At 70.5% G+C, this 17,695-nt stretch carries 20 protein-coding genes and 1 pseudogene; 12 read left to right on the plus strand and 9 right to left on the minus strand.

Translation table 11 applies throughout. From position 1 onward, the window contains the following. Nucleotides 1–761: 761 nt before the first annotated feature. A complete protein-coding gene (locus tag ACFY3N_RS16980) occupies nt 762–1,103 on the plus strand; it encodes an SCO0607 family lipoprotein (protein ID WP_390817460.1) in 342 nt (113 codons plus the stop codon). Nucleotides 1,104–1,314: 211 nt separating this feature from the next. Here the strand turns inward: ACFY3N_RS16980 and ACFY3N_RS16985 are convergent, their stop codons facing one another. Beyond that, nucleotides 1,315–2,100, minus strand: a complete 786-nt coding sequence (locus tag ACFY3N_RS16985; protein ID WP_390817461.1) for an HAD family hydrolase — start codon at nt 2,098–2,100, stop codon at nt 1,315–1,317. A 531-nt stretch (nt 2,101–2,631) separates the two neighbouring features. On the opposite strand from ACFY3N_RS16985, the gene ACFY3N_RS16990 reads away from it, so the two are divergent. Beyond that, nucleotides 2,632–3,357, plus strand: coding sequence for a ScbR family autoregulator-binding transcription factor (locus ACFY3N_RS16990; protein WP_390817462.1), 726 nt, complete (start codon nt 2,632–2,634; stop codon nt 3,355–3,357). A 173-nt stretch (nt 3,358–3,530) separates the two neighbouring features. Here the strand turns inward: ACFY3N_RS16990 and ACFY3N_RS16995 are convergent. Next, a pseudogene (locus ACFY3N_RS16995) lies at nt 3,531–4,010 on the minus strand (transposase); the annotation flags it as partial. Between the two features lie 551 nt (nt 4,011–4,561). On the opposite strand from ACFY3N_RS16995, the gene ACFY3N_RS17000 reads away from it, so the two are divergent. The 5 genes from ACFY3N_RS17000 to ACFY3N_RS17020 all read left to right on the plus strand — a co-directional run bounded on the left by ACFY3N_RS17000 (nt 4,562) and on the right by ACFY3N_RS17020 (nt 8,815). After that, nucleotides 4,562–5,878: a phytase gene (locus ACFY3N_RS17000; protein WP_390817463.1), complete on the plus strand. Its 1,317-nt coding sequence runs from the start codon at nt 4,562–4,564 to the stop codon at nt 5,876–5,878. Nucleotides 5,879–6,208: 330 nt separating this feature from the next. Further along, nucleotides 6,209–6,859, plus strand: coding sequence for a DedA family protein (locus tag ACFY3N_RS17005; RefSeq protein ID WP_390817464.1), 651 nt, complete (start codon nt 6,209–6,211; stop codon nt 6,857–6,859). A gap of 101 nt (nt 6,860–6,960) precedes the next feature. Next, the gene (locus ACFY3N_RS17010) at nt 6,961–7,437 is read left to right on the plus strand and encodes a hypothetical protein (RefSeq protein ID WP_390817465.1); all 477 of its coding nucleotides are present in this window, start codon (nt 6,961–6,963) and stop codon (nt 7,435–7,437) included. A gap of 8 nt (nt 7,438–7,445) precedes the next feature. Continuing rightward, nucleotides 7,446–8,180 (plus strand): sensor histidine kinase, encoded by a 735-nt coding sequence (locus ACFY3N_RS17015; protein WP_390817466.1) that lies wholly within the window; start codon nt 7,446–7,448, stop codon nt 8,178–8,180. After that, nucleotides 8,171–8,815, plus strand: coding sequence for a response regulator (locus tag ACFY3N_RS17020; RefSeq protein WP_390817467.1), 645 nt, complete (start codon nt 8,171–8,173; stop codon nt 8,813–8,815). Before ACFY3N_RS17015 ends, ACFY3N_RS17020 begins: the two co-directional genes overlap by 10 nt. A gap of 316 nt (nt 8,816–9,131) precedes the next feature. On the opposite strand, the gene ACFY3N_RS17025 is transcribed toward ACFY3N_RS17020, so the two are convergent. Next, nucleotides 9,132–9,515, minus strand: coding sequence for a DUF4240 domain-containing protein (locus ACFY3N_RS17025; protein WP_390817468.1), 384 nt, complete (start codon nt 9,513–9,515; stop codon nt 9,132–9,134). A 155-nt stretch (nt 9,516–9,670) separates the two neighbouring features. Beyond that, entirely contained in the window at nt 9,671–10,075 is a 405-nt protein-coding gene (locus ACFY3N_RS17030; protein ID WP_390817469.1) for a hypothetical protein, read from the minus strand. 115 nt (nt 10,076–10,190) lie between these two features. Here ACFY3N_RS17030 and ACFY3N_RS17035 point away from each other — a divergent pair, with 115 nt between their 5' ends. The 4 genes from ACFY3N_RS17035 (at nt 10,191) to ACFY3N_RS17050 (ending at nt 12,043) form a co-directional block, all read left to right on the plus strand. Next, a complete protein-coding gene (locus ACFY3N_RS17035) occupies nt 10,191–10,646 on the plus strand; it encodes a transposase (protein WP_390817470.1) in 456 nt (151 codons plus the stop codon). A gap of 92 nt (nt 10,647–10,738) precedes the next feature. Further along, nucleotides 10,739–10,942 carry a hypothetical protein gene (locus tag ACFY3N_RS17040; protein ID WP_390817471.1) on the plus strand — a complete coding sequence of 68 codons (204 nt, stop codon included), beginning with the start codon at nt 10,739–10,741 and terminating at the stop codon, nt 10,940–10,942. 241 nt (nt 10,943–11,183) lie between these two features. Beyond that, complete coding sequence (locus ACFY3N_RS17045; protein WP_390817472.1) at nt 11,184–11,597, plus strand: DUF6336 family protein; 414 nt, start codon at nt 11,184–11,186, stop codon at nt 11,595–11,597. A 77-nt stretch (nt 11,598–11,674) separates the two neighbouring features. Beyond that, entirely contained in the window at nt 11,675–12,043 is a 369-nt protein-coding gene (locus ACFY3N_RS17050) for a hypothetical protein (protein ID WP_390817473.1), read from the plus strand. A 387-nt stretch (nt 12,044–12,430) separates the two neighbouring features. On the opposite strand, the gene ACFY3N_RS17055 is transcribed toward ACFY3N_RS17050, so the two are convergent. Continuing rightward, nucleotides 12,431–12,724, minus strand: a complete 294-nt coding sequence (locus tag ACFY3N_RS17055; protein ID WP_390817474.1) for a TetR family transcriptional regulator C-terminal domain-containing protein — start codon at nt 12,722–12,724, stop codon at nt 12,431–12,433. A 9-nt stretch (nt 12,725–12,733) separates the two neighbouring features. Here ACFY3N_RS17055 and ACFY3N_RS17060 point away from each other — a divergent pair, with 9 nt between their 5' ends. Then, nucleotides 12,734–12,859, plus strand: a complete 126-nt coding sequence (locus tag ACFY3N_RS17060) for a hypothetical protein (protein ID WP_390817475.1) — start codon at nt 12,734–12,736, stop codon at nt 12,857–12,859. A 326-nt stretch (nt 12,860–13,185) separates the two neighbouring features. Here ACFY3N_RS17060 and ACFY3N_RS17065 read toward each other — a convergent pair whose 3' ends face one another. From ACFY3N_RS17065 to ACFY3N_RS17080, 4 genes are read right to left on the minus strand one after another with little or no spacing between them, the layout of a single operon-like run. After that, nucleotides 13,186–15,333 carry a hypothetical protein gene (locus ACFY3N_RS17065; protein WP_390817476.1) on the minus strand — a complete coding sequence of 716 codons (2,148 nt, stop codon included), beginning with the start codon at nt 15,331–15,333 and terminating at the stop codon, nt 13,186–13,188. After that, complete coding sequence (locus ACFY3N_RS17070; RefSeq protein WP_390817477.1) at nt 15,330–15,644, minus strand: hypothetical protein; 315 nt, start codon at nt 15,642–15,644, stop codon at nt 15,330–15,332. The genes ACFY3N_RS17065 and ACFY3N_RS17070 overlap by 4 nt, the downstream gene beginning before the upstream one ends. Beyond that, nucleotides 15,641–17,203 carry a PrsW family glutamic-type intramembrane protease gene (locus ACFY3N_RS17075; RefSeq protein ID WP_390817478.1) on the minus strand — a complete coding sequence of 521 codons (1,563 nt, stop codon included), beginning with the start codon at nt 17,201–17,203 and terminating at the stop codon, nt 15,641–15,643. Before ACFY3N_RS17075 ends, ACFY3N_RS17070 begins: the two co-directional genes overlap by 4 nt. Beyond that, nucleotides 17,200–17,628, minus strand: a complete 429-nt coding sequence (locus ACFY3N_RS17080) for a hypothetical protein (protein WP_390817479.1) — start codon at nt 17,626–17,628, stop codon at nt 17,200–17,202. Before ACFY3N_RS17080 ends, ACFY3N_RS17075 begins: the two co-directional genes overlap by 4 nt. Nucleotides 17,629–17,695 lie beyond the last annotated feature (67 nt).

Raw genomic sequence — 17,695 nt, forward strand, 5'->3', positions numbered from 1 at the left:
GCTCACGACTCTGTGGGGAGGAGCCTCGTGGGCATGGCCAACCACCGCCGGCGGACTGGTTACTCCGGTTGCGGTTCGCTGTCCCTGCCGGCCGAAGGCGTCTTCTCGAGTCCGTTCGGCTGCCGTGGCGTCAGGTGCCGGAGGTTCGTGACCCCCACCGCGGCGGTCCGTTGTGATGGTCATGCGGGAGGTGCGGTCCGACGTCCGGTCGGCGGAACGGGGAGAGGTCCTTGTTCGGGTCGGTCACCGGTTCGGGCGGGTGGACCTGCGGCGGCAGACTGGGCAGGAGTACGTCGCGGCGACCGAGGAAGCCGCCCTGGAGCGGTCCGCCGAGTTCGCCGACGCCTGGGGCAGGAAGTACCCGGCGGTCGTGAAGCTGCGGGAGGACGCCTGGGAGGAGTTCACCCGCGCAGCACGACCAGGCCCCCGACGTCAGTCAGTGGACCGGCGCACCTGCGGATCCGACCCGCAGGTGCGCCGAGGGCACCCGGGGCCGGCAAGGCATCGTCCGCGCCGTCCTCGTGGTGTGCGTCTGCGGCGGGAATCGAGAGGTCCAACGGTGTGACGACCGTGCGGCGCTGTCACAGCCAACGGGGATCGACGTGCATGTCCCCCGGTGACCACTCGGGGGAAGGCGGCCTGCATGGTGTGAGGAGGTACATGGATGAGTACCCGGGCGTTCCCTGCCTGGGTGCGCGTGCTCACGACGCGCCGCCTGTCGTCGGCAAGAGTCGAGGACCTGCCGACGACAGGAGATCGCCGTGCACAAGGCCCTCGGGACCAGCCGACCCGCTTACCGTTCCCGGCGCGGTGCCCGCCGCTTCACCGCTGTCGCGGCTCTGGGTGTCACGACCGCCCTGACGCTGGCCGGATGCGGGCTGGAGTACCGGGAGGACATCTGCAGCGCAGGCGAGTACCCGGCCATTCACGTCGGCTCCACCGGCTCCGCGTGCATCTCGGACGGCGAGCAGCCTCCCAAGGGCTACACGCGCTACCCCGCGGGCAAGGTGCCTCAGCAGGTCGACGACAAGTGGGACGTGTACTGGCGCACCCATGTGGTCGACGAGAACGGTGACGTCGCGGCCGCTCCCGAGGGTGGCTGATCGCCCGGACAGCAGTGGCACTTCCGGTCGGTGAGAACCGGCGGGTACGGCCGGCCGTGGCTGTTCGGCAGGACCAGGAGGGCTGGTCGGTTCCGGGAGAACCGTGCCGCCCGGCGGAAACGGAGAGCGCGCCGGGGCAGGTCCTGGATCCGGTGCAGTCGGCGGCGAGTCGCGCGCGACGCCGGTCCGCAACGAAGCGCGACATGAACTCCTAGAACGGTCCGTGGCGTTCGTGGTCCCGTCCGGCGTCCGGTGGCGAGGTGCGCCACCACCCCCGTACCCACCCCAGCACCTCCTGGCAGTCCAGAGCCGTGACCCAGGCATCGGCATGCCCAGTGTTCCCGCCGTCCGGCAGGGGGCCCACGCCGAGCACCCGCAGGCCGGCACGCCACGCCGACTCGATCCCCGTGAGGGAGTCCTCGACGGCCAGCGCGGCTCCCGGGAGGACTCCGCACAGACGCGCCGCCGTGGTGTACACATCGGGCCACGGCTTGGGCCGTACCACCGTCGACCGCTCCCCGTCATTCACCGGCTTCGGCGCGGCGGACTTCCCCGGCGGCACCGTGGGCACGACGACGTGGCGGAAGTGGCGGCGCAGTCCGGCGCGGCCGAGGCTCTCCTCCACCACCTCGAGCGGGCAGTTGCTGGCCACGGCCAGCGGCAGCCGCCCGGAGAGGAGACTTACGGTCTCGCAGGCGCCCGGCATCGTCAGCGGGTCCTCCGCCACAAGGGACAGGAAGTGTCCGAGCAGCGCCGCGGTCAGGTCCGCGGCCAGTTCGGGCTTGTTCGTCTCCTCGGCCATCAGGCGGCCGCAGTCGACGTAGTGCACGCCTTTGGCGCGCTCGGCGAAGCCCGGCGGGGGCAGCAGACCGAACTCACGGAAGGCGCGGTTACGCGCATCCTGCCAATGACGCTCTGTGTCCATCAGTGTGCCGTCGCAGTCGAAGACGATGGCCTCGGGCGACCAGTTCGACAGGGTTCGGAGCGTCGGCGTCATGGTGACCTCCTGGGGGAGAGAGGGCGGGGGCGGTCACGCGAGTCGTGGGACCGCGGGGTGAGGCGGTGCGGCCCTCGATGACGGGCCGCGGGGAAAGCCGGCGTTCCGTCGACGGTTCGACCGACAGGACGGCTTACGTTTCAGGGCGTCAGCCGCAAAGAGAAAACATTGCAACGGCTACGATATTTAGGCCCGGAAAAACGGTGCAATCATCACTTCGAGTACTCGACCGTCAGGTGATCAAGGTGTAAGCGGTCACCGCAGTCGACTGCTCTCAAGCTTCTGGCCGAACGTCACCAATGCCTGTGCGAAGGCAAGTTGCGACATATGCGCACAGCGAAAAATCACACGTCGCCATGCGGCGAGGATTCGGTCGGCGGACCAGGAGCGGCACCCGAGAAGCCAATTTCCACTCGTGAGTGTTCAAATTCGAAAAAAATGAGCAATCACCGCGCGAGGTCGACGGTTCATTGCTCCAGGCGTACGCGGGCGCACTACATTTTGGGTCGTTCACTACGGAGCCGAACTGAGGTGCACAAGATCTTGCAGGAACGGGCCAGAGCAACCCGCAGATCACTCCTGGAGGCAGCCGCCTGCCTCTTCGCCCAGCAGGGTTACGCGGGCACGAGTGTCAACGACATAAGCGCCCGGTCCGGCCGAACCAGCGGATCCGTCTACTTCCACTACGCCAGTAAGGAAGGCATCGCCCTGGCTGTCGTCCAGGACGGCTTCGCGACCTGGCCGAGCCTCGTCACGCGGTACGGCGACCAGGATGTGCCGCCACTGGAGCGCCTCGTGGCACTGAGCCACGAGATCGCCCGCGCCCTCGCCGAAGACCCCCTGACGCGCGCGGGTGCCCGTCTGTGGGCTGAGCGCCACACCATCAACGTGGATCTTCCCGACCCCTTCGTTCTCTGGACGACCGCGGCCACACGTCTGCTCGCCCAGGCCCGAGCCGGGGGGTATCTGGCCGCCGATGTCCGCCCGGCCGCCACCGCGCGCACCCTGGTCCGGGCCTTCTTCGGATTCTGTACGCTCACGGAGGCGCTGGAGGGCCCCCACGCCCTCACCGGCCGCCTCCCCGACTGGTGGCAGTTGATCCTGCCCTCACTCCAACAGGACCCGCGATCCGGTCGGATCCCGGCGCGGCCGACAGCCGTCACGCGCCCCTCCCGCAGCAATCCGCCCGCGTCCGAACCGCTCCTGCCGGCGCACACCGCCAGAGACGGGCTGACCGCCCAGACCGCAGAACATTGACACGAACCGTACGGTGGCCGGCACCGCAGGTGCGGCCGGTGGCCGGAGCCCGACGAAGTGCCAGTCCGCCCCGGCGGTGCCGGAGGTGGCCGCTCCCTCATACTCCAGCTGCAGTTCGCTGTCTCTGCCGGTCTCCGTCCCGGCGCGGGGACGGGCTGGGACTTCGGGACGGTCAGGACGTAACCGACGCCGGCTCCCTCCAGCACCCGCCGCAGCCGCCACTCCTGGCCGTAGGCCGAGTCCGCGGTCACCCAGGCGATGGGCAGTGGCGAGGCCGGGGCCCGCTGGATCATGGCTCTGGCGAGGTCGCCCCTGGCCGCGAAGTCGCGGTCGTCGGGCGCCTTCGCCGCCCCGCACCGGTCCCGGTCCGCCGTCCAGGACTTCGGCAGGTACAACTCCCGGTCCGCCGGCGTCCGTCCGCGCTGGGTGGCGCAGGCGGCGAAGACCCCGGTCCGGCCGGGGGCACCCCCTCCGGGGGACTCTCCGTGCGGCCGGCGATCCCCGAACACTGCCGCTGGACCCCCGCCGAGACCATGCCCTTCCTCAGGAAGCCGGTGTGGTCGACGATCGGCACACCGTCCGGCTCCCCGAGTATCTCGGCGCGGTGCACTCCCGCAGGTCGTCACGCACCTCGTCAGGACACCGGCGTGCACGGTTCAGCAGATCCTGCAGGCCCGCAGGGATGCGGTGGCCCACGTACTCGGCCGGCTGCCAGCCGCTCTTCCGGCCCACCGGGCCGAGCAGACCATTCACCCAGGGCCGCGTCTGCCGCCGCAGGTCCACCCGCCCGAACCGGTGACCGACCCGAACAAGGACCTCTCCCCGTTCCGCCGACCGGACGTCGGACCGCACCTCCCGCATGACCATCACAACGGACCGCCACGGTGGGGGTCACGAACCTCCGGCACCTGACGCCACGGCAGCCGAACGGACTCGAGAAGACGCCTTCGGCCGGCAGGGAACACTCATGATCCGCCGGACACGCCATAGGTCGTGGTGGGCCTCGCGTCTTCCCTGCACCCGCCCCAGCGGCCGGCCCCGGGCTCCGTCGCCACACTCCCGACGTACGATCCGCTGTCCAAAACGTCGTTCACCTCGTGTACACGCAAAGTCGGAGTCACCGGTCGGCCGGCGGCTGCCGTGCCGACACGAAGAGAGCCCACTCTCTCGCAGGACCACCCACCCCCTCTCAGAGGAGATCCGCGTGACTCGCTCCACGAGCGCCCGGTCGGCCGTGCTGGCCGTGATCACGGCCCTCACAGCGGCGGCCCTGGCCGTGCCGGCCCAGGCCGAGGGCCGCCACCGCGTCTCCGGCGATTCGCTGCCGTCCATCACCCCCCGCGCGGAGACGCCGGTGCTGCACGACGACGACGAAGGCGGCAACGCCGACGCGGACGACCCCGCCATCTGGCGCAACGCCGCGGCCCCCGACCGCAGCCTCGTCGTCGCCACCGCCAAGGAGGGCGGTCTGCGCGTCTACGACCTGGACGCGCGACTGGTGCAGTCGATAGCCGCGCCCCCTGCCGTGGGCGAGGACGACGCCCCGGGCCGGTTCAACAACGTGGACCTCCTCCACGGGCTGCGGCTTTCCTCGGGCAAGGCCGACCTGGCCGTCACCAGCGACCGTGGCCACGATCGACTGCGTTTCTACCGCATCGACCGCGACCGCACCGGCGGCCCGCTGACCGACGTCACCGACCCCGCCTCGCCGCCCGTGTTCTCCCAGGACCAGGCCGAGATCAACGACCAGCGGACCGCCTACGGCCTGGCGACCTGGACGGACCCGGCGACCGGGAAGTCCTACGCCCTGGTCAGCCGACGCGAGCGCACCGGCATCGCCCTCCTGGAGCTGCTGCCGACCGCAGACGGCAAGGTCACGTACCGCAAGATCCGCACCCTGGACCTGCCCTCCGCCTTCCGGCTGCCCGACGGCACCTCGTGGTCCCCGTGCGGCGAGCCCGGCGAACTGCCGCAGGTCGAGGGCATGGTCGTCGACCCGGCCAACGGCATGCTCTACGCCGGCCAGGAGGACATCGGCATCTGGCGCCTGCGCGCCGACCTCACCGGCACGCCGAAACTGATCGACAAGGTACGCGAGTACGGCGTCCCCGGTGCCTACGACGAGGTGACCGAGGAGTGCACGCCGGGCGCCGACCCCGGTTACGGAGGCACGGAGATCTCCGCGGACGTCGAGGGCCTGACGCTGCTCACCGAGCCCGACGGCGACGGCCACCTCCTCGCCTCCAGCCAGGGCGACAACACCTTTGCCGCCTACGACCGCGAGCTGGAGGACGCCAACGAGCACGAGGGAGGCTTCCGGGTCACGGCCGCGAGCGACACCCTCGACGGCTCCGAGGAGTGCGACGGCGCCGCGGTCCTGAACGCCCCGCTCGGTTCCAAGTACCCGAACGGCCTCCTCGTCGTCCAGGACGGACACGACGCCCCCGGCGACGGCGACCGGGACGCGACCAACTTCAAGTTCGTCGACCTGGGCAAGGTCATGGACGCCCTCGACGACTGACCCTCACCCGGCGGGCCGCCCGTGTCACTCGAGGATGCCTTCCAGGTCCGATGGATGTGACGGGTCGGTGTCCGGGAAGCGGCACGGTCGGAGGCAGGTCGGCAGACACACGGCGCACGTGAAGATCTCACACGAACACGTGACGCCCCGGGGGCAGTCCGGGGCGGCCCGGGACCCTGCGGTTTTCCGCAGGGTCCGGGTGCGGGGAACCGCATCGGACCGGGTGGCAGCCCTCATACCGCCGCCGGTCTCCGGTTTCTAGGTTGGAGATCGTCGGGGCAGCCGCCCCGCTCCACCGACCCGCCCCCTCGGAGACCCACCGTGCATCACATGACTCTGGCCCTGCCCCAGGAGCCCGCGGACGGCATCGCGGGGTGGGCCGCCGACCTCGTGGACGCGCTGGGCGCTCCCGGCGCCGGCCTGTTCGTCGCCCTGGAGAACGTCTTCCCGCCGCTGCCCAGCGAGATCATCCTCCCGCTGACCGGCTTCGCCGCCGGCCAGGGCGTGCTGACCCTCGCCTCGGCCCTGTTCTGGACGACGCTGGGTTCGGTGGTCGGCGCGCTCGTCCTCTACTGGATCGGCGCCCTCTTCGGCCGGGAGCGGATGTACGCGCTGTGGGCGAAGCTGCCGCTGGTGAAGACCTCCGACCTCCAGCGCACCGAGGAGTGGTTCGCCAGGCACGGCACCAAGGCGGTCTTCCTCGGCAGGATGGTGCCGATCTTCCGCAGCCTGATCTCGGTGCCCGCCGGCATCGAGCGGATGCCGATGCCGGTGTTCGTCATGCTCACCACGCTCGGCAGCCTGATCTGGAACAGCGTCCTGGTACTGGCCGGTTACCGGCTGGGTGACCAGTGGGACGAGGTGGGCACCTACCTCGGTGTCCTGAGCAAGATCGTCCTGGTCGTGGTCGTCGTCGCCTTCGCCGCCTACGTGGCCGTACGGGTGAGGGGCCGCGACAAGGCCCAGCACCGCCGCTCCTGATGCGTACCGACCGCGCGCACGCCGACCCCCGCCCCGTGCTCCCGCGCACGGCCTCCGGCGATCTTGCCCGGCGCCGTTCGGCCGCACTAGGCTCGGGCGCTGTGCAGGAGGACTTGACCGGCGCCGCGTTCCACGGTCCCGCAGGAGCCCTCGGCACCGCGGACCCCGGGGACGACCGGAGCGCCGCCTCGCCGCCCCCGCGGCTGCGCCGCGGCCTGGGCGTGCTGCTCGGCTGCGCGACCGCCCTGCTCGGCGTCCTCCACTTCCTCGTCGTCGGCGTCCTCCTCGGCCCCTTCTTGCTGTGGCCGCGCACCCGCCCGGACGCCCTGCGCGTCCTGATGGCCGGAGCGCGCCGCCTCACGGCGCTCGAACGGACCCGCCGCTCGGTGTTCTTCGGCGACCGGTTCCCCGAGCACTACAAGGCCTCCGACCAGAAGATCCTGCGCTACCTCGCCGTACGCTGCTACACGGGTCTGCTGTGCGCCGTCGTGATCGGGCTGCTCGGTTTCGGCGCTCTGCTGGCCGGGCTGCTGATCAACGGGGGGCGCGGGGCAGCCTCGGCTGGGACGAGCTGCTGACCCAGGCGGTGCTGGGCAGCGTCCTGCTCTTCCTCGACCTGCAGGGCCTGTACTCGCTGGCCGCCCTGGACACCCGCACCGCCCGCGAGTGCTTCGGCCCCTCCGAACGGGAGCTGCTCCAGCAGCGGATCGACGAACTCGCCGCCAGCCGGGCCGCGGTGGTGCAGGCGGTCGACGTCGAACGCCGGCGCATCGAACGCGACCTGCACGACGGCGTCCAGCAGCGCCTGGTCGCGCCGGCCATGCTGCTCGGCCGCGCGCGCCGCAGCCGCGACCCCGAGCGGGCCGACGCGCTGCTGCTCCAGGCGCACGAGGAGTCCCAGGGGGTCCTCAACGAGCTGCGGGAAGTGGCCTGGCGGGTCTACCCCTCGGCGCTGGACAGCCTCGGCCTGGAGGAAGCGCTGGGCGGGGTGGCCGAACGGTGCAGCACCCCGCTGCGCATCCGGTTCGAGGTCGGCGCGCCGCTGCCCCAGCCCGTGGAGACGGCTGCCTACTTCGTGGTGTCCGAGGCCGTCACCAACGCCGCCAAACACTCCGCGGCCACCGCCATCGAGGTGCGGGTGGCGCTCACCGGGGAACGGCTCGCCGTACGGGTCGAGGACAACGGCCTGGGCGGGGCGGATCCGGCCGGCGGCGGGCTGGCCGGGCTGCGCGGCCGGGTGGCCGCCCTGGACGGCGTGCTGCACATCGAAAGCCCTCTCGGGGGACCCACCACCATCTCAGCGGAGCTGCCATGCGCGTGATCCTCGCCGAGGACTCGACCCTGCTGCGAGAGGGCTTGGTCCGGCTGCTGGCCGACGAGGGCCACGAGGTGGTGGCGTCGCTGGGCGACGCGGTGACCCTCCTCAAGGAGGTCGAGGAGCACCGGCCGGACATCGTCGTCGCCGACATCCGGATGCCGCCGACCCACACCGACGAGGGCCTGCGGGCCGCCGTGGAGATCCGCGAGCGCTTCCCGGACGTCAGTGTGCTGGTGCTCTCGCAGCACGTCGAGCGCAACTACGCCGCCCAGCTGCTGGCCTCCAACGCCGAACGGGTCGGCTACCTGCTCAAGGACCGGGTGGCCCAGGTCGAGGAGTTCCTGGACGCGCTGGAGCGCATCCACGCGGGCGGGGCCGCCATCGACCCCGAGGTCGTACGGCAGTTGCTCATCCGCACCACGCACAGCGATCCGCTGACCCGGCTCACCCCGCGCGAGCGCAGCGTGCTGGAGACGCTGGCCATGGGGTACACCAATACGGCCATCGCGGAGAAGCTGCACCTGTCGCTGAGTTCGGTGGAGAAGAACCTCAACGCCGTCTTCGACAAACTCGACCTGCCGCACGCCACCGGCTGCAACCGGCGCATCCTGGCGGTCCTGCGCTACCTGGAGTCGTGAAGGGATCTCCTCCCGGGCCCTCCGGGGGGACCGCCAAGGCCGCCCCCGCCGATGCCGGCGTCGTTGGCCGGCTCCAGCAGGACGTCGAGGGCGATGTGGTCCTCCAGGGCGAATCCGGTGGAGCGGAAGAAGCGGCCGAGACCCGGCGCCCGACGCCTGTTCCGGAACCAGCGGAGCAACTGCGGCCGCTGCATGCCTTTCCGGGCCGGCACGACTACTCCGAGGGGCATGTCTGGACTGACCTGTGAAGACTCCGGGATGTTCGGTGGCTTCCCCTCCGCCGTTTTGACCTCGCCTCGTGACCGCGAGCTTCGGCTTACTCCAGATGGAGAGACCCCAAGCGGGGCAGTCGGTGAGTCATTTCGCTGTGGTCGTCGAAATCGGAGTCCCCGGTGGGGTCCGGCTCCGGACATCGGATGCTGAACGCATCGTCAGGGAGTTGTCTGCCGGCCGCCACGACGTGTGCGTTCCAGACGACGCTCAGCACCTCCTCGCACTCGAGATCGAGCCCGTCCGCCGCTGACGCCCGCACGACGGGCATTTCCGCCAGGGCATCGGGGTCGGTGACCATGCGCTCGAAGGCCTCGCGTCCCTGCGCGATCAACCAGCCACGGAAGCAGTCGAAGCCGTCGTCGGAACCAGAGCACGCCACCTGGTTCCGACATCGGACCGATCCCGGGAGCTCGGCGCACCAGAGCATTTACGTCGCGCCTGTCAGCGTGTGCGGTCGCCGGGGGCATACCGACTCCGGGTCCGGCCGGTTTCCGTGACAGAACGCGTGGCGGTCTTGCCGTGGTGGCCGAGGGCCTGGGCAACCACAGGGGCAGGGACTCGAAGCACGAGCCGGCGGATCGCTTAGGCTCGGGCACGCCGGACAGGCACTTCGATGTTCCGAAGGTGGCCGAGCAGGCCGACCTGGTTCATCGGCTGTCCGGGTTGCCGGCCGGAGAACAGCCAGGCCTGGCTGCGGCTGCTTGCCCGGGCAAGGCCAGGATGTTCTGCCAGGTAAGCGCGCATGAGATCGGCAACGGGTTCGGGCAGCGGCGACGGCGGGTCGCCGAGCCGAATCGTGATGGTGTCGCCCTCGTCGATGACGTCCTCAGTGGTCAAGCGGACGATGCGACTGACCGGTTGGACATGGAGTGGAATGAGCGCGGCCGCGGTTCGAGTCCGCAGCGGCAGGGTCTCGTCATGCAGGATGCGGCGGAGGACGGCGAGGCGACGGTGCTGGCGCATCGAGGGCTGGTCCTGGTTGATCACACGGGGAGGCAGGAGAAGCCGAGGCGGTCGCCGAACGGGCCGCCGCGCTCGGCCACGGCCCCATGGCCTTCCGCCGCGAGAAGGTCTCCCGGGGGAAGCGGGCGTCGAGCCGGCGATGGCCGACCTGCACGGGGTCGACATGGACGGCCGCAAGGACGTCCTCGGCCTGCGGGGCGGCGACGGAGGCGAGGGCGCCACCACCTGGATGACGGTGCTGCCCGAACTGCGCAACCGCGCGGTGGAGGACGTATGCGTCGTCGCCCGCGACGGGCTCAAGGGCCTGCCGGACACGGTCACCGCGACCTGGCCCAGGTCCACGGTGCAGACGGACCTGCGCATCACCGGCGACCTGCGCGAGGTCATGGTGCGGGACTCCGTCCGGTCCTGCCGGTCGCCCGGGCCGCGGACGCCGGCCGGGTCGGCCAGCACGGCCTGGAGATCGTCACGGCCCTCTCCCAGGGCCTCGAAGTGCAACGCGCGCCGGTCGGCGCACGCATCACCACCCGCATCACCCTGCCCGACGACCCCAGCGGCACGCTCCCGGGAGGGACTTCTCCATAAGGACGAATGAGCGACAGGCACAGGACCTTCACACCCGCACGCCATCGCCGGACCGGACGAGGGCACCCGTCCACAGGTCGCCTCCCGGGAAAGGGGGAACCGGTGATCCTGACCGCGTGCCTGCTGCTGCCGGTCATGGCAGCACTGCTGTACACCACGAGCCGCATCGAGGAATGGCTCACCCGCACCGCACAGCCACCCCGCCACGCACGCCGCCGGCACCTGCGCCCGATCCCCGGCGGCAGGCAAGCGGCCGGCACGCTCCGCACGCCCGGCCGGCGGCACAGGCGGCTCGACGCGGCCTGACCGGGAACCCGACCCCTACCGCGACCACAGGCCCGGCCGGACCGCCCCAGCCCCGACCTGGTTGGCGGTTCCCTGCGCACGCCGGGGGAGTGCGGTCGTAGCGTGAAGGCGGCGAGCAGCATCACCGCGGCGGCCGGCAGGGCCGGCGTGCCGGCTGCGTTCCAACCGGTCTCGTCGCAACGGCTGAATCCGTGGACGAGGACGGCCAGGCCGGTGGTGGCCAGAACGGCGCCGGGGTACGGTGCCGCGTATACGCACCGAGGATGCGATCATCCGCCCCCTGCTCCGGATCCGGGATGTGGCGGCGCGCGGGGCCCTGTATGGGCTGGCCGCAGTGCCCCTGCTCGGGTTGGCCTCCCTGTTCGTCGGCGACCACAACGACCGGACGACGTTCCTCGCCGTCGCCGGAGGGTTCGCCGCTGCCGTGGCCGTGGTCGGGATCCTCATCGGGCTCTTCTTCTGGTGGGCCTGCGGGGGAGACATCCGGCGCTGTCGCGACTGGCGCACCGTCAGGGGCCAGGCCGGGCCTGTGACCGTCGCGGCCCCGGTCCTGCTGCGGATCGGGGTGCTGGCCCTGGTGCTGTTCCCCGGCGCCTTCGGCCTGTACCACCTGGTGGATGACGCCGGGTACGACAGCTGGCTGTACGGCGACTGAGCCATGCGCGCCCGGCGCGGGCGCTCAGGCGCGGCAGGCGACGGGTCCGGTCCGTGGAAACAGCGACAATGAGCCTCATGGAGATTGTTGTTGAGATCCATGTGCCCCTTCGGGAAGCCGCGGGCACTGCGGAGGGTTCCTGTCTCTTCCCGTGGATCGACCAGGTCGAGGACTTCCTCGCCGAGCAGGAGGCGGCGGAGGTGCAGGACGACGGCGAGGAGTACGGTGAGGCGTACGTCTTCTTCATCACCGGGGCCGCCGAGGAGGATCTCCTGGCCGTGGCGTCTCGCGCGGCCGGTCTTGCAGGCGTCCCGAGCGGAGTGTTCGCGATGGTCACCCGTGACGAGGCGGAGGAGATCGGCCTCGGACGACGTGTTGAGCTGCCGCTTGCTCAGTTCCCTGCCCAGCCGGCGGTCGACCGGGGCCCGGCTCCTGCCTGCTCATGACTCCTGGAGAGCACGACGGGCACGGACTCCCGAGATCACGGAGTTCTCGACGCCCCGTGATCCGAGTGGAAGACCGTGCCTGCCGACGGATCATCGCCGGTCCCGCCTGCCTTTGACCGACCCCGCGGCCATCCACGGGCCGAACCCGCAGACGCGCCGGGTCCGCTGGAACGGCTGACCGAAGTACCCGACCCGCGTGATCCGCGCGGAGTACGGCACGCCCTGGCCGTCGTACCGGCGCTCACCGCGTGCGCGGCACTGGCCGGGGCGAGGTCGCCAGGGGGTGGAGGCCCGACATCACCGACCCGGTGACCGGTACGGAGGGTCTCACCTCAGCGTGCCGAGGAAGCCGATGCCGTCGGAGCGACGCCGTGACGTACGGCTGGGTCAGGCGTCCGGGGCAAGGCGTGCGCCGATCATCTGCAGGTGTGCGTCGAACGCGGCGACCATGTCGAAGCCGGGGTCGAGCAGCCACTGGAGCTGGAGGCCGTCCATGACGGCGATGATCCCGGCCGCCACCTGTTCGGCGGGAGGGCCGGGCGGCAGGTTGCCGCACTCACGTGCCCGGTCGACGGCCATGACCAGGGAAATCCGGACGATGTCGTTGCGGCGCCGGAAGTACTCGTGGTCCGCGTGATCCGGTTCGACGGCCTCGGCCGCCAGCGTGGTGTACAGCCGCACCAGCGCCCGGTGCGACTGGTTGAGCCGGGCGAGCTCGCGCAGGGCCTGGACGATCTCGCCGCGCCGTCCGCGCTCGATGAGCGGGAGTCCTTCGCCCAGGTCGCGAGGTCGTACAGGACGGGGAGGAGGGCGTGACCGCGGCCGGTCAGACGGTGGGAGCCCGGTGGGCGGGGACGGTTGGGGGCATCGGCATGGGTGGCCAGGTTGCGTTCGAGGCGCTCCAGGACCGCGAGGGTCTCGTGGCGCTCGGCTTCGGTGAGGTCACTGGTGGCGCAGTCCTCGAGTCGGCACCAGAGGTCTTCGACCTTGCGGCGCAGGGCCTGGCCGGCGGCTGTGGGTTCGACTTGAGCGGGACGTTGATTTTTGCGCAGGGTGGTTGGCACGCCTCTAGGCAGAAGGAGTTCGCGGGGCGGCGCGGCAGGCGCAGGCCGCGCCGCCGGAGGAGAGGGTGGTGCGGGCGTTTACGGGCGTCTTGGCGGCCCGCCCGTCGCTGCGCGGCGCAGGGGGCTGGCAGAGCGGGTGTTCAAGCGCCGTCGGCGGCGCCACAGGAGCAGGGCCACGGGAATGATCAGCGCCGGTAGCAGACGGATCGCCCAGGTGCCCGCGGACACGGGTTTCTGCGTCGGTCCAAGGCCGGTGGCCGCCTGGCGGGGAGTGGGAGCGCCAAGCCAGACCGTGTCATCGCGGCCAGTGAAGGAAGGGGCGTGGAGGGAGCGGTCCACGCTCACGGGCAGTGTGGCGAAGTCCGCTCCGAACGCATTGCTCGAGAGCTTGCGGACGGGCACGCTGATGAAGTCGACCCCGCCGTATACGTACCTCCTGACGTGGGCCGTGCCGCCGCTGATGGTCCGGTCGGTGACCGTGTACTCGCCCTTGGTGTACGACTCGACGGCCTTGTCGAAGGTGTCCTGTGGCGTCCAGTCGCCGGTGACCGGCCAGTCGGTGATGTCCCCTGAGTTCATGAGCTCGCCGTACGTGGTGGCCTTCGTGGTGCTCAGTTCGCGGTACCACTCGGCGGCCACCCGGGCGAGGTAGACGCGGCGCAGGGCGGCGTACTCGGGAGCGGTATTGATGGCCTTCCTGAGCCTGGGCAGTACCAGAGTTCGTTCCAGGCGTTCGTTGTGCTCCTCGGTCGCCCGGTCCTGACGCGGGCAGGTGGGGGTGTCAGCAGGACGTCCGGAGGCCGCCACGTAATGCGCTTCCATCTTCACGTCGAGGGGCGCGTCGAGGATGTACAGCTTGTCGCCGTCCTGGTGGACCGACGCGGGCGCGGGGACGATCCAGTTGCGGGAGGACACGCAGTCGCCCCGGATACCGTCCCAGTAGCGCTTGCCGAGCGCGGTGTGCGGATGGATGAGCTTGCCTACGGTCTTCTTCATCTGCAGATCGGCTTCCAGCAGGATGCGTCCGGCGTCTGTGCGGCCCAGCTGGTCGTCGACGATACGGTCGGGTTCGTCGGGGCTGAGGTTGACCCAGAAATCCTGAGGGCTGAGGGAGAGCCAGACGAAGAAGGCATCGGAGGTCTGCCGGGCGGCTTCCAGGCCGGAGGAGGTGCGCAGATCGCCGTGCATGGGGTCGCTCCGGGCACTGAACGAGTACTGCAGTCCGCTGCCGTCACCGGGGTCCGACAGGTAGCGCAGTCGCATGCTGGAGAAGTCGATGCCGCCGATCTTCGAGGCAGGTTCCGTCAGAGCCTTGAGGAGGCCGGTTGTGGCCGTGCCGGGGCCCGCGCCGCAGTGGGGTCCCTTGGCGGCGGACTGTGGCACGAGTGTCAACCGGACAGCGAGGTTCTGCTGACCGCAAGCGCCACCTTGTTCGGTGCGGAAAAGCCGCTTCATCTTCCGGGCGGTCTTGTTCTTGCGCCTGGCCTCGTCGTACCTCCGCCTGGAGTTCGCCTCCTTGAGATCTTCCAAACGCACTTTCGCCGCCGCTACCTCTTCCTGGAAGGCCGGGTCCCGTCCTGCCGCGCCCGACGCCTCGGTGAAGAGGCTCTCCAGCTTCATCGTGTAGCCGCTTTTCCTGTAAACCGTCCCGAAGAACACGTCGGCTTCTGGTGGCAACTGGCGGCTGCACTTGGTGATGCAGGGGGAGAAGTCGGCGTAGACGGCGAAGAGGCGGCTGGCCGGCACGTGTAAGTTCATGACGTCGTTCAGTACGCGCTCCTCCGCATGCTTACCCTGCAGGACGAGCTCGTTCTTTCGCCAGACCGACCGATCGTTGGTCCTCGCGATGGTCATGAAGCGATCGATCCTGGGCCGCTCGTCGAGCCGGAGCTGCCGGTGGAGAGCCGGGTTGCTCTGCTTGAGCTCCGCGGAGTCGAAGACCTCATATCCTTTGGTCAGGAGGTCATCAAACCCGGTGATGTCCACGAACCCGATGGCCAGAACCCTTCTCGTCTCCCCCGGACTTCCCAGATGCCTGGCCCTGCGTTCGACATACGCCATGCGTCCGATCGGGTCTTGATGCAGATCCTCCACCGGGGTCCCGCGTACGTCGGAGGCATCGGCGTTCCTGGCCTCTGCCACAGCGGCGGGTGCGGGCAGGGCCGCCGCGAGCATCAGCATGAGGGCCGTCAGGGCATGCAGCGGAACACCGGCAGGCCGCTTCACGATTCGACCTCGGTGTCGGTGGGCTCCCCTTCGAAGACCCGGTCGATCAGCCGCAGGTCGGTGGTCTCGCCATGGTCCGACCGGGACAGCGCGCGGGCGATCCAGAGCCCTGCAACCGCGATGACCACGGCCCACACGACGGCGGAGGCACCACCGGCCACTGCCTCGGGGCACTCACCGATCCAAAGGGGAATACCGCCGTGGTAAGTGGGGGCCGCACACTGTGCCGAGGCGGGCGAGGGTGTGCCGAGGACGAGAGCTGCGGTGGCGGTGGCCGGAGTGAACAGCCGCATGGCAGGAGAACCGGTCATGACAGGGCCTTCCGGTCGGGCATCGAAGGGGAATGCGAGGACGTGGGCATGCCCTTCAGCTCCAGGACCCGTCCCCGGAGGCTCTCCTCCTCCGGGATGAAGGAGTCGGTGCCGGGGCGTTCGTGGTGCCAGCGCTGGACGGCGAGGTCGAGCTGGGCCTGCTGAAAGCGCAGGAGGTGGCGCAGCCCTGCCGTGCCGTCGCGGCGCCATACCCGCAGTTCCAGTAGAAGACGGCGGCGCGGGGAGAGCAGCAGGCCGATCTCCGGTTCGGTGACGGCGCCGAGGCCGGATGCCGCCTCGTCGCGCAGCGCACGGGTCAGACCTGCCGCCTGAGCCCTGAGACCGCGGTGGAGGATCACCATGTACAGTGCCGCGAACACCCCCGAGGTGATGCCCGTCATCGCCGGGATACCGACCAGCAGTCCGAGGGTCTCGTCGGCGAACCAGTAGGCCCTGTGCCCGTCGAGATGCATCAGTACGACATCCGTCTCGAAGTGGCCGCCCACCGCCGCCAGCAGCCCACCCCCGATCGCCAGTAGCCGGTCCCGGCGCGCCGGCAGCCAGCGTGCCGCGCCGATCCCGGCACCCGCGAGCGCGGTGAACGCCACATGTGTGGTGAGCAGTCCGACCACCTGCCGGTCCCAGAGCTGGGTGAAATGGTGATCGGAATCGACGAGGTCCAGGTAGTGGGCGGTTTCCGTGAGGTTGAACCCCAGTGCCACGGCCGCGCCCAGGACCACCCCGGAGACTACTCCGTCGATGTGGCGGCGGAAGAGCATGAAGAGGACGGCGACGCCGGCGGCCTTGCCGAGCTCGGTCACGACCGCCGTGTGCAAGGGGAACAGGGTGTAGAGCTCACGGACTCCGTCCAGGGGGCGTTCCCAGGAGCCGGACATGAAGTACCCCGGCACGGACCGCTGCATCCACGTGATCATGACGAGGCCGAATCCGCCGCCGATAAGCGCGCCCCACCCGAAACCGGACGCCAGCAGCCATCCGGGCATCCGCCGATAGAGCTGGACCCGGTGGACGAGGAGCAGCGCTGCCAGCGTGGGGATCAGGCAGAGCAGCAGCTGCGGCAGATTGCTGCCCATGACGGACAACGGCATGATCGCGAAGGGTGAGAGCAGGGCACCCAGAATGCCCAGCCGGCAGGCCTGGACCGTCTGCACACTCCGCACACCTGGTGCACGACCCGCCTCCGACGGGCCGGTTGCGTGCGGCGCTTGCGGTGAGCCAGGCGTGTGATGCGCCTTCGGTGCGCTGTCGGGGCGGATGAGCAGTACGAGGCCGAGCAGGGCTGCGACGCCCCACCCGATGGGGAGCAGGATCCGCGTCACGCGGAAGGGCACCGGCTCCGGCAGCAGGAAGTGCTTCACGAAGACGGAGCGTGAGATGGGTTCGGGTGCTGCCCAGGCGACCACCTGGGCGACCAGGTACATCCCGGTCAGCACGAGCGCCACAGTGATCGCGCCGACCAGTCCGGGCCGGGACGCGTACCCGGGCGGCTCGGCCGGCCTGGGCGGCACGGGGGGCACGGCTTGGGATGGCGTGGTCATGATGCACCGCCGATCTGTGGGAGGTCGGGCAGGCTGGGGAACGACGTGGGAAGGCTCGGAACAGAGGTCGGCAGGCTGCCCGTCGGCGGCGCCTCGGGACCACGGGTCGGGAGGCCGGTGGGCAGCCTGCTCGGCAGGTCGGTCGGCAGGCCACCCGGCAGACCGGTTGGCAGGCCGCTCGGCAGGTCCGTCATCCCCGGCGGGGTCGGCACATCAACGGGAAACGGCAGCGCCGGAACGGTGGAGAGGCCGAGCAGGGCGGCGACGCCTGCGGCAACGGCCCCGATCGCCCCCACGGCTGTCATGAGGCGCACATAGGGACGGGGGCCGAGTTCGGGCTCGCACGGCACTGTCTGTTGCGCCGTTGTCCGGTCCCGGTCTCCCGGCCCGTCGGCCGGGTCGTCCTCGTGCGCAGCGAATGCCATGGTTCCTCCCTCGGACGGCGCCGCATGTGGACGGTTTTCCCGGGTACGTCAGCGGCTGGGGCCGGAC

Origin of the sequence: Streptomyces sp. NPDC000348 (assembly GCF_042898795.1) — a bacterium.
GTDB lineage: Bacteria > Actinomycetota > Actinomycetes > Streptomycetales > Streptomycetaceae > Streptomyces.

What these genes read in the sequence shown, in the direction of transcription:
- ACFY3N_RS16985 (WP_390817461.1), bottom strand. Translation starts at nt 2,100, where the DNA reads ATGACGCCGACGCTCCGAACCCTGTCGAACTGGTCGCCCGAGGCCATC.
- ACFY3N_RS17005 (WP_390817464.1), top strand. Translation starts at nt 6,209, where the DNA reads ATGACTCTGGCCCTGCCCCAGGAGCCCGCGGACGGCATCGCGGGGTGG.
- ACFY3N_RS17020 (WP_390817467.1), top strand. Translation starts at nt 8,171, where the DNA reads ATGCGCGTGATCCTCGCCGAGGACTCGACCCTGCTGCGAGAGGGCTTG.
- ACFY3N_RS17025 (WP_390817468.1), bottom strand. Translation starts at nt 9,515, where the DNA reads ATGCTCTGGTGCGCCGAGCTCCCGGGATCGGTCCGATGTCGGAACCAG.
- ACFY3N_RS17035 (WP_390817470.1), top strand. Translation starts at nt 10,191, where the DNA reads ATGGCCGACCTGCACGGGGTCGACATGGACGGCCGCAAGGACGTCCTC.
- ACFY3N_RS17050 (WP_390817473.1), top strand. Translation starts at nt 11,675, where the DNA reads ATGGAGATTGTTGTTGAGATCCATGTGCCCCTTCGGGAAGCCGCGGGC.
- ACFY3N_RS17070 (WP_390817477.1), bottom strand. Translation starts at nt 15,644, where the DNA reads ATGACCGGTTCTCCTGCCATGCGGCTGTTCACTCCGGCCACCGCCACC.
- ACFY3N_RS17075 (WP_390817478.1), bottom strand. Translation starts at nt 17,203, where the DNA reads ATGACCACGCCATCCCAAGCCGTGCCCCCCGTGCCGCCCAGGCCGGCC.
- ACFY3N_RS17080 (WP_390817479.1), bottom strand. Translation starts at nt 17,628, where the DNA reads ATGGCATTCGCTGCGCACGAGGACGACCCGGCCGACGGGCCGGGAGAC.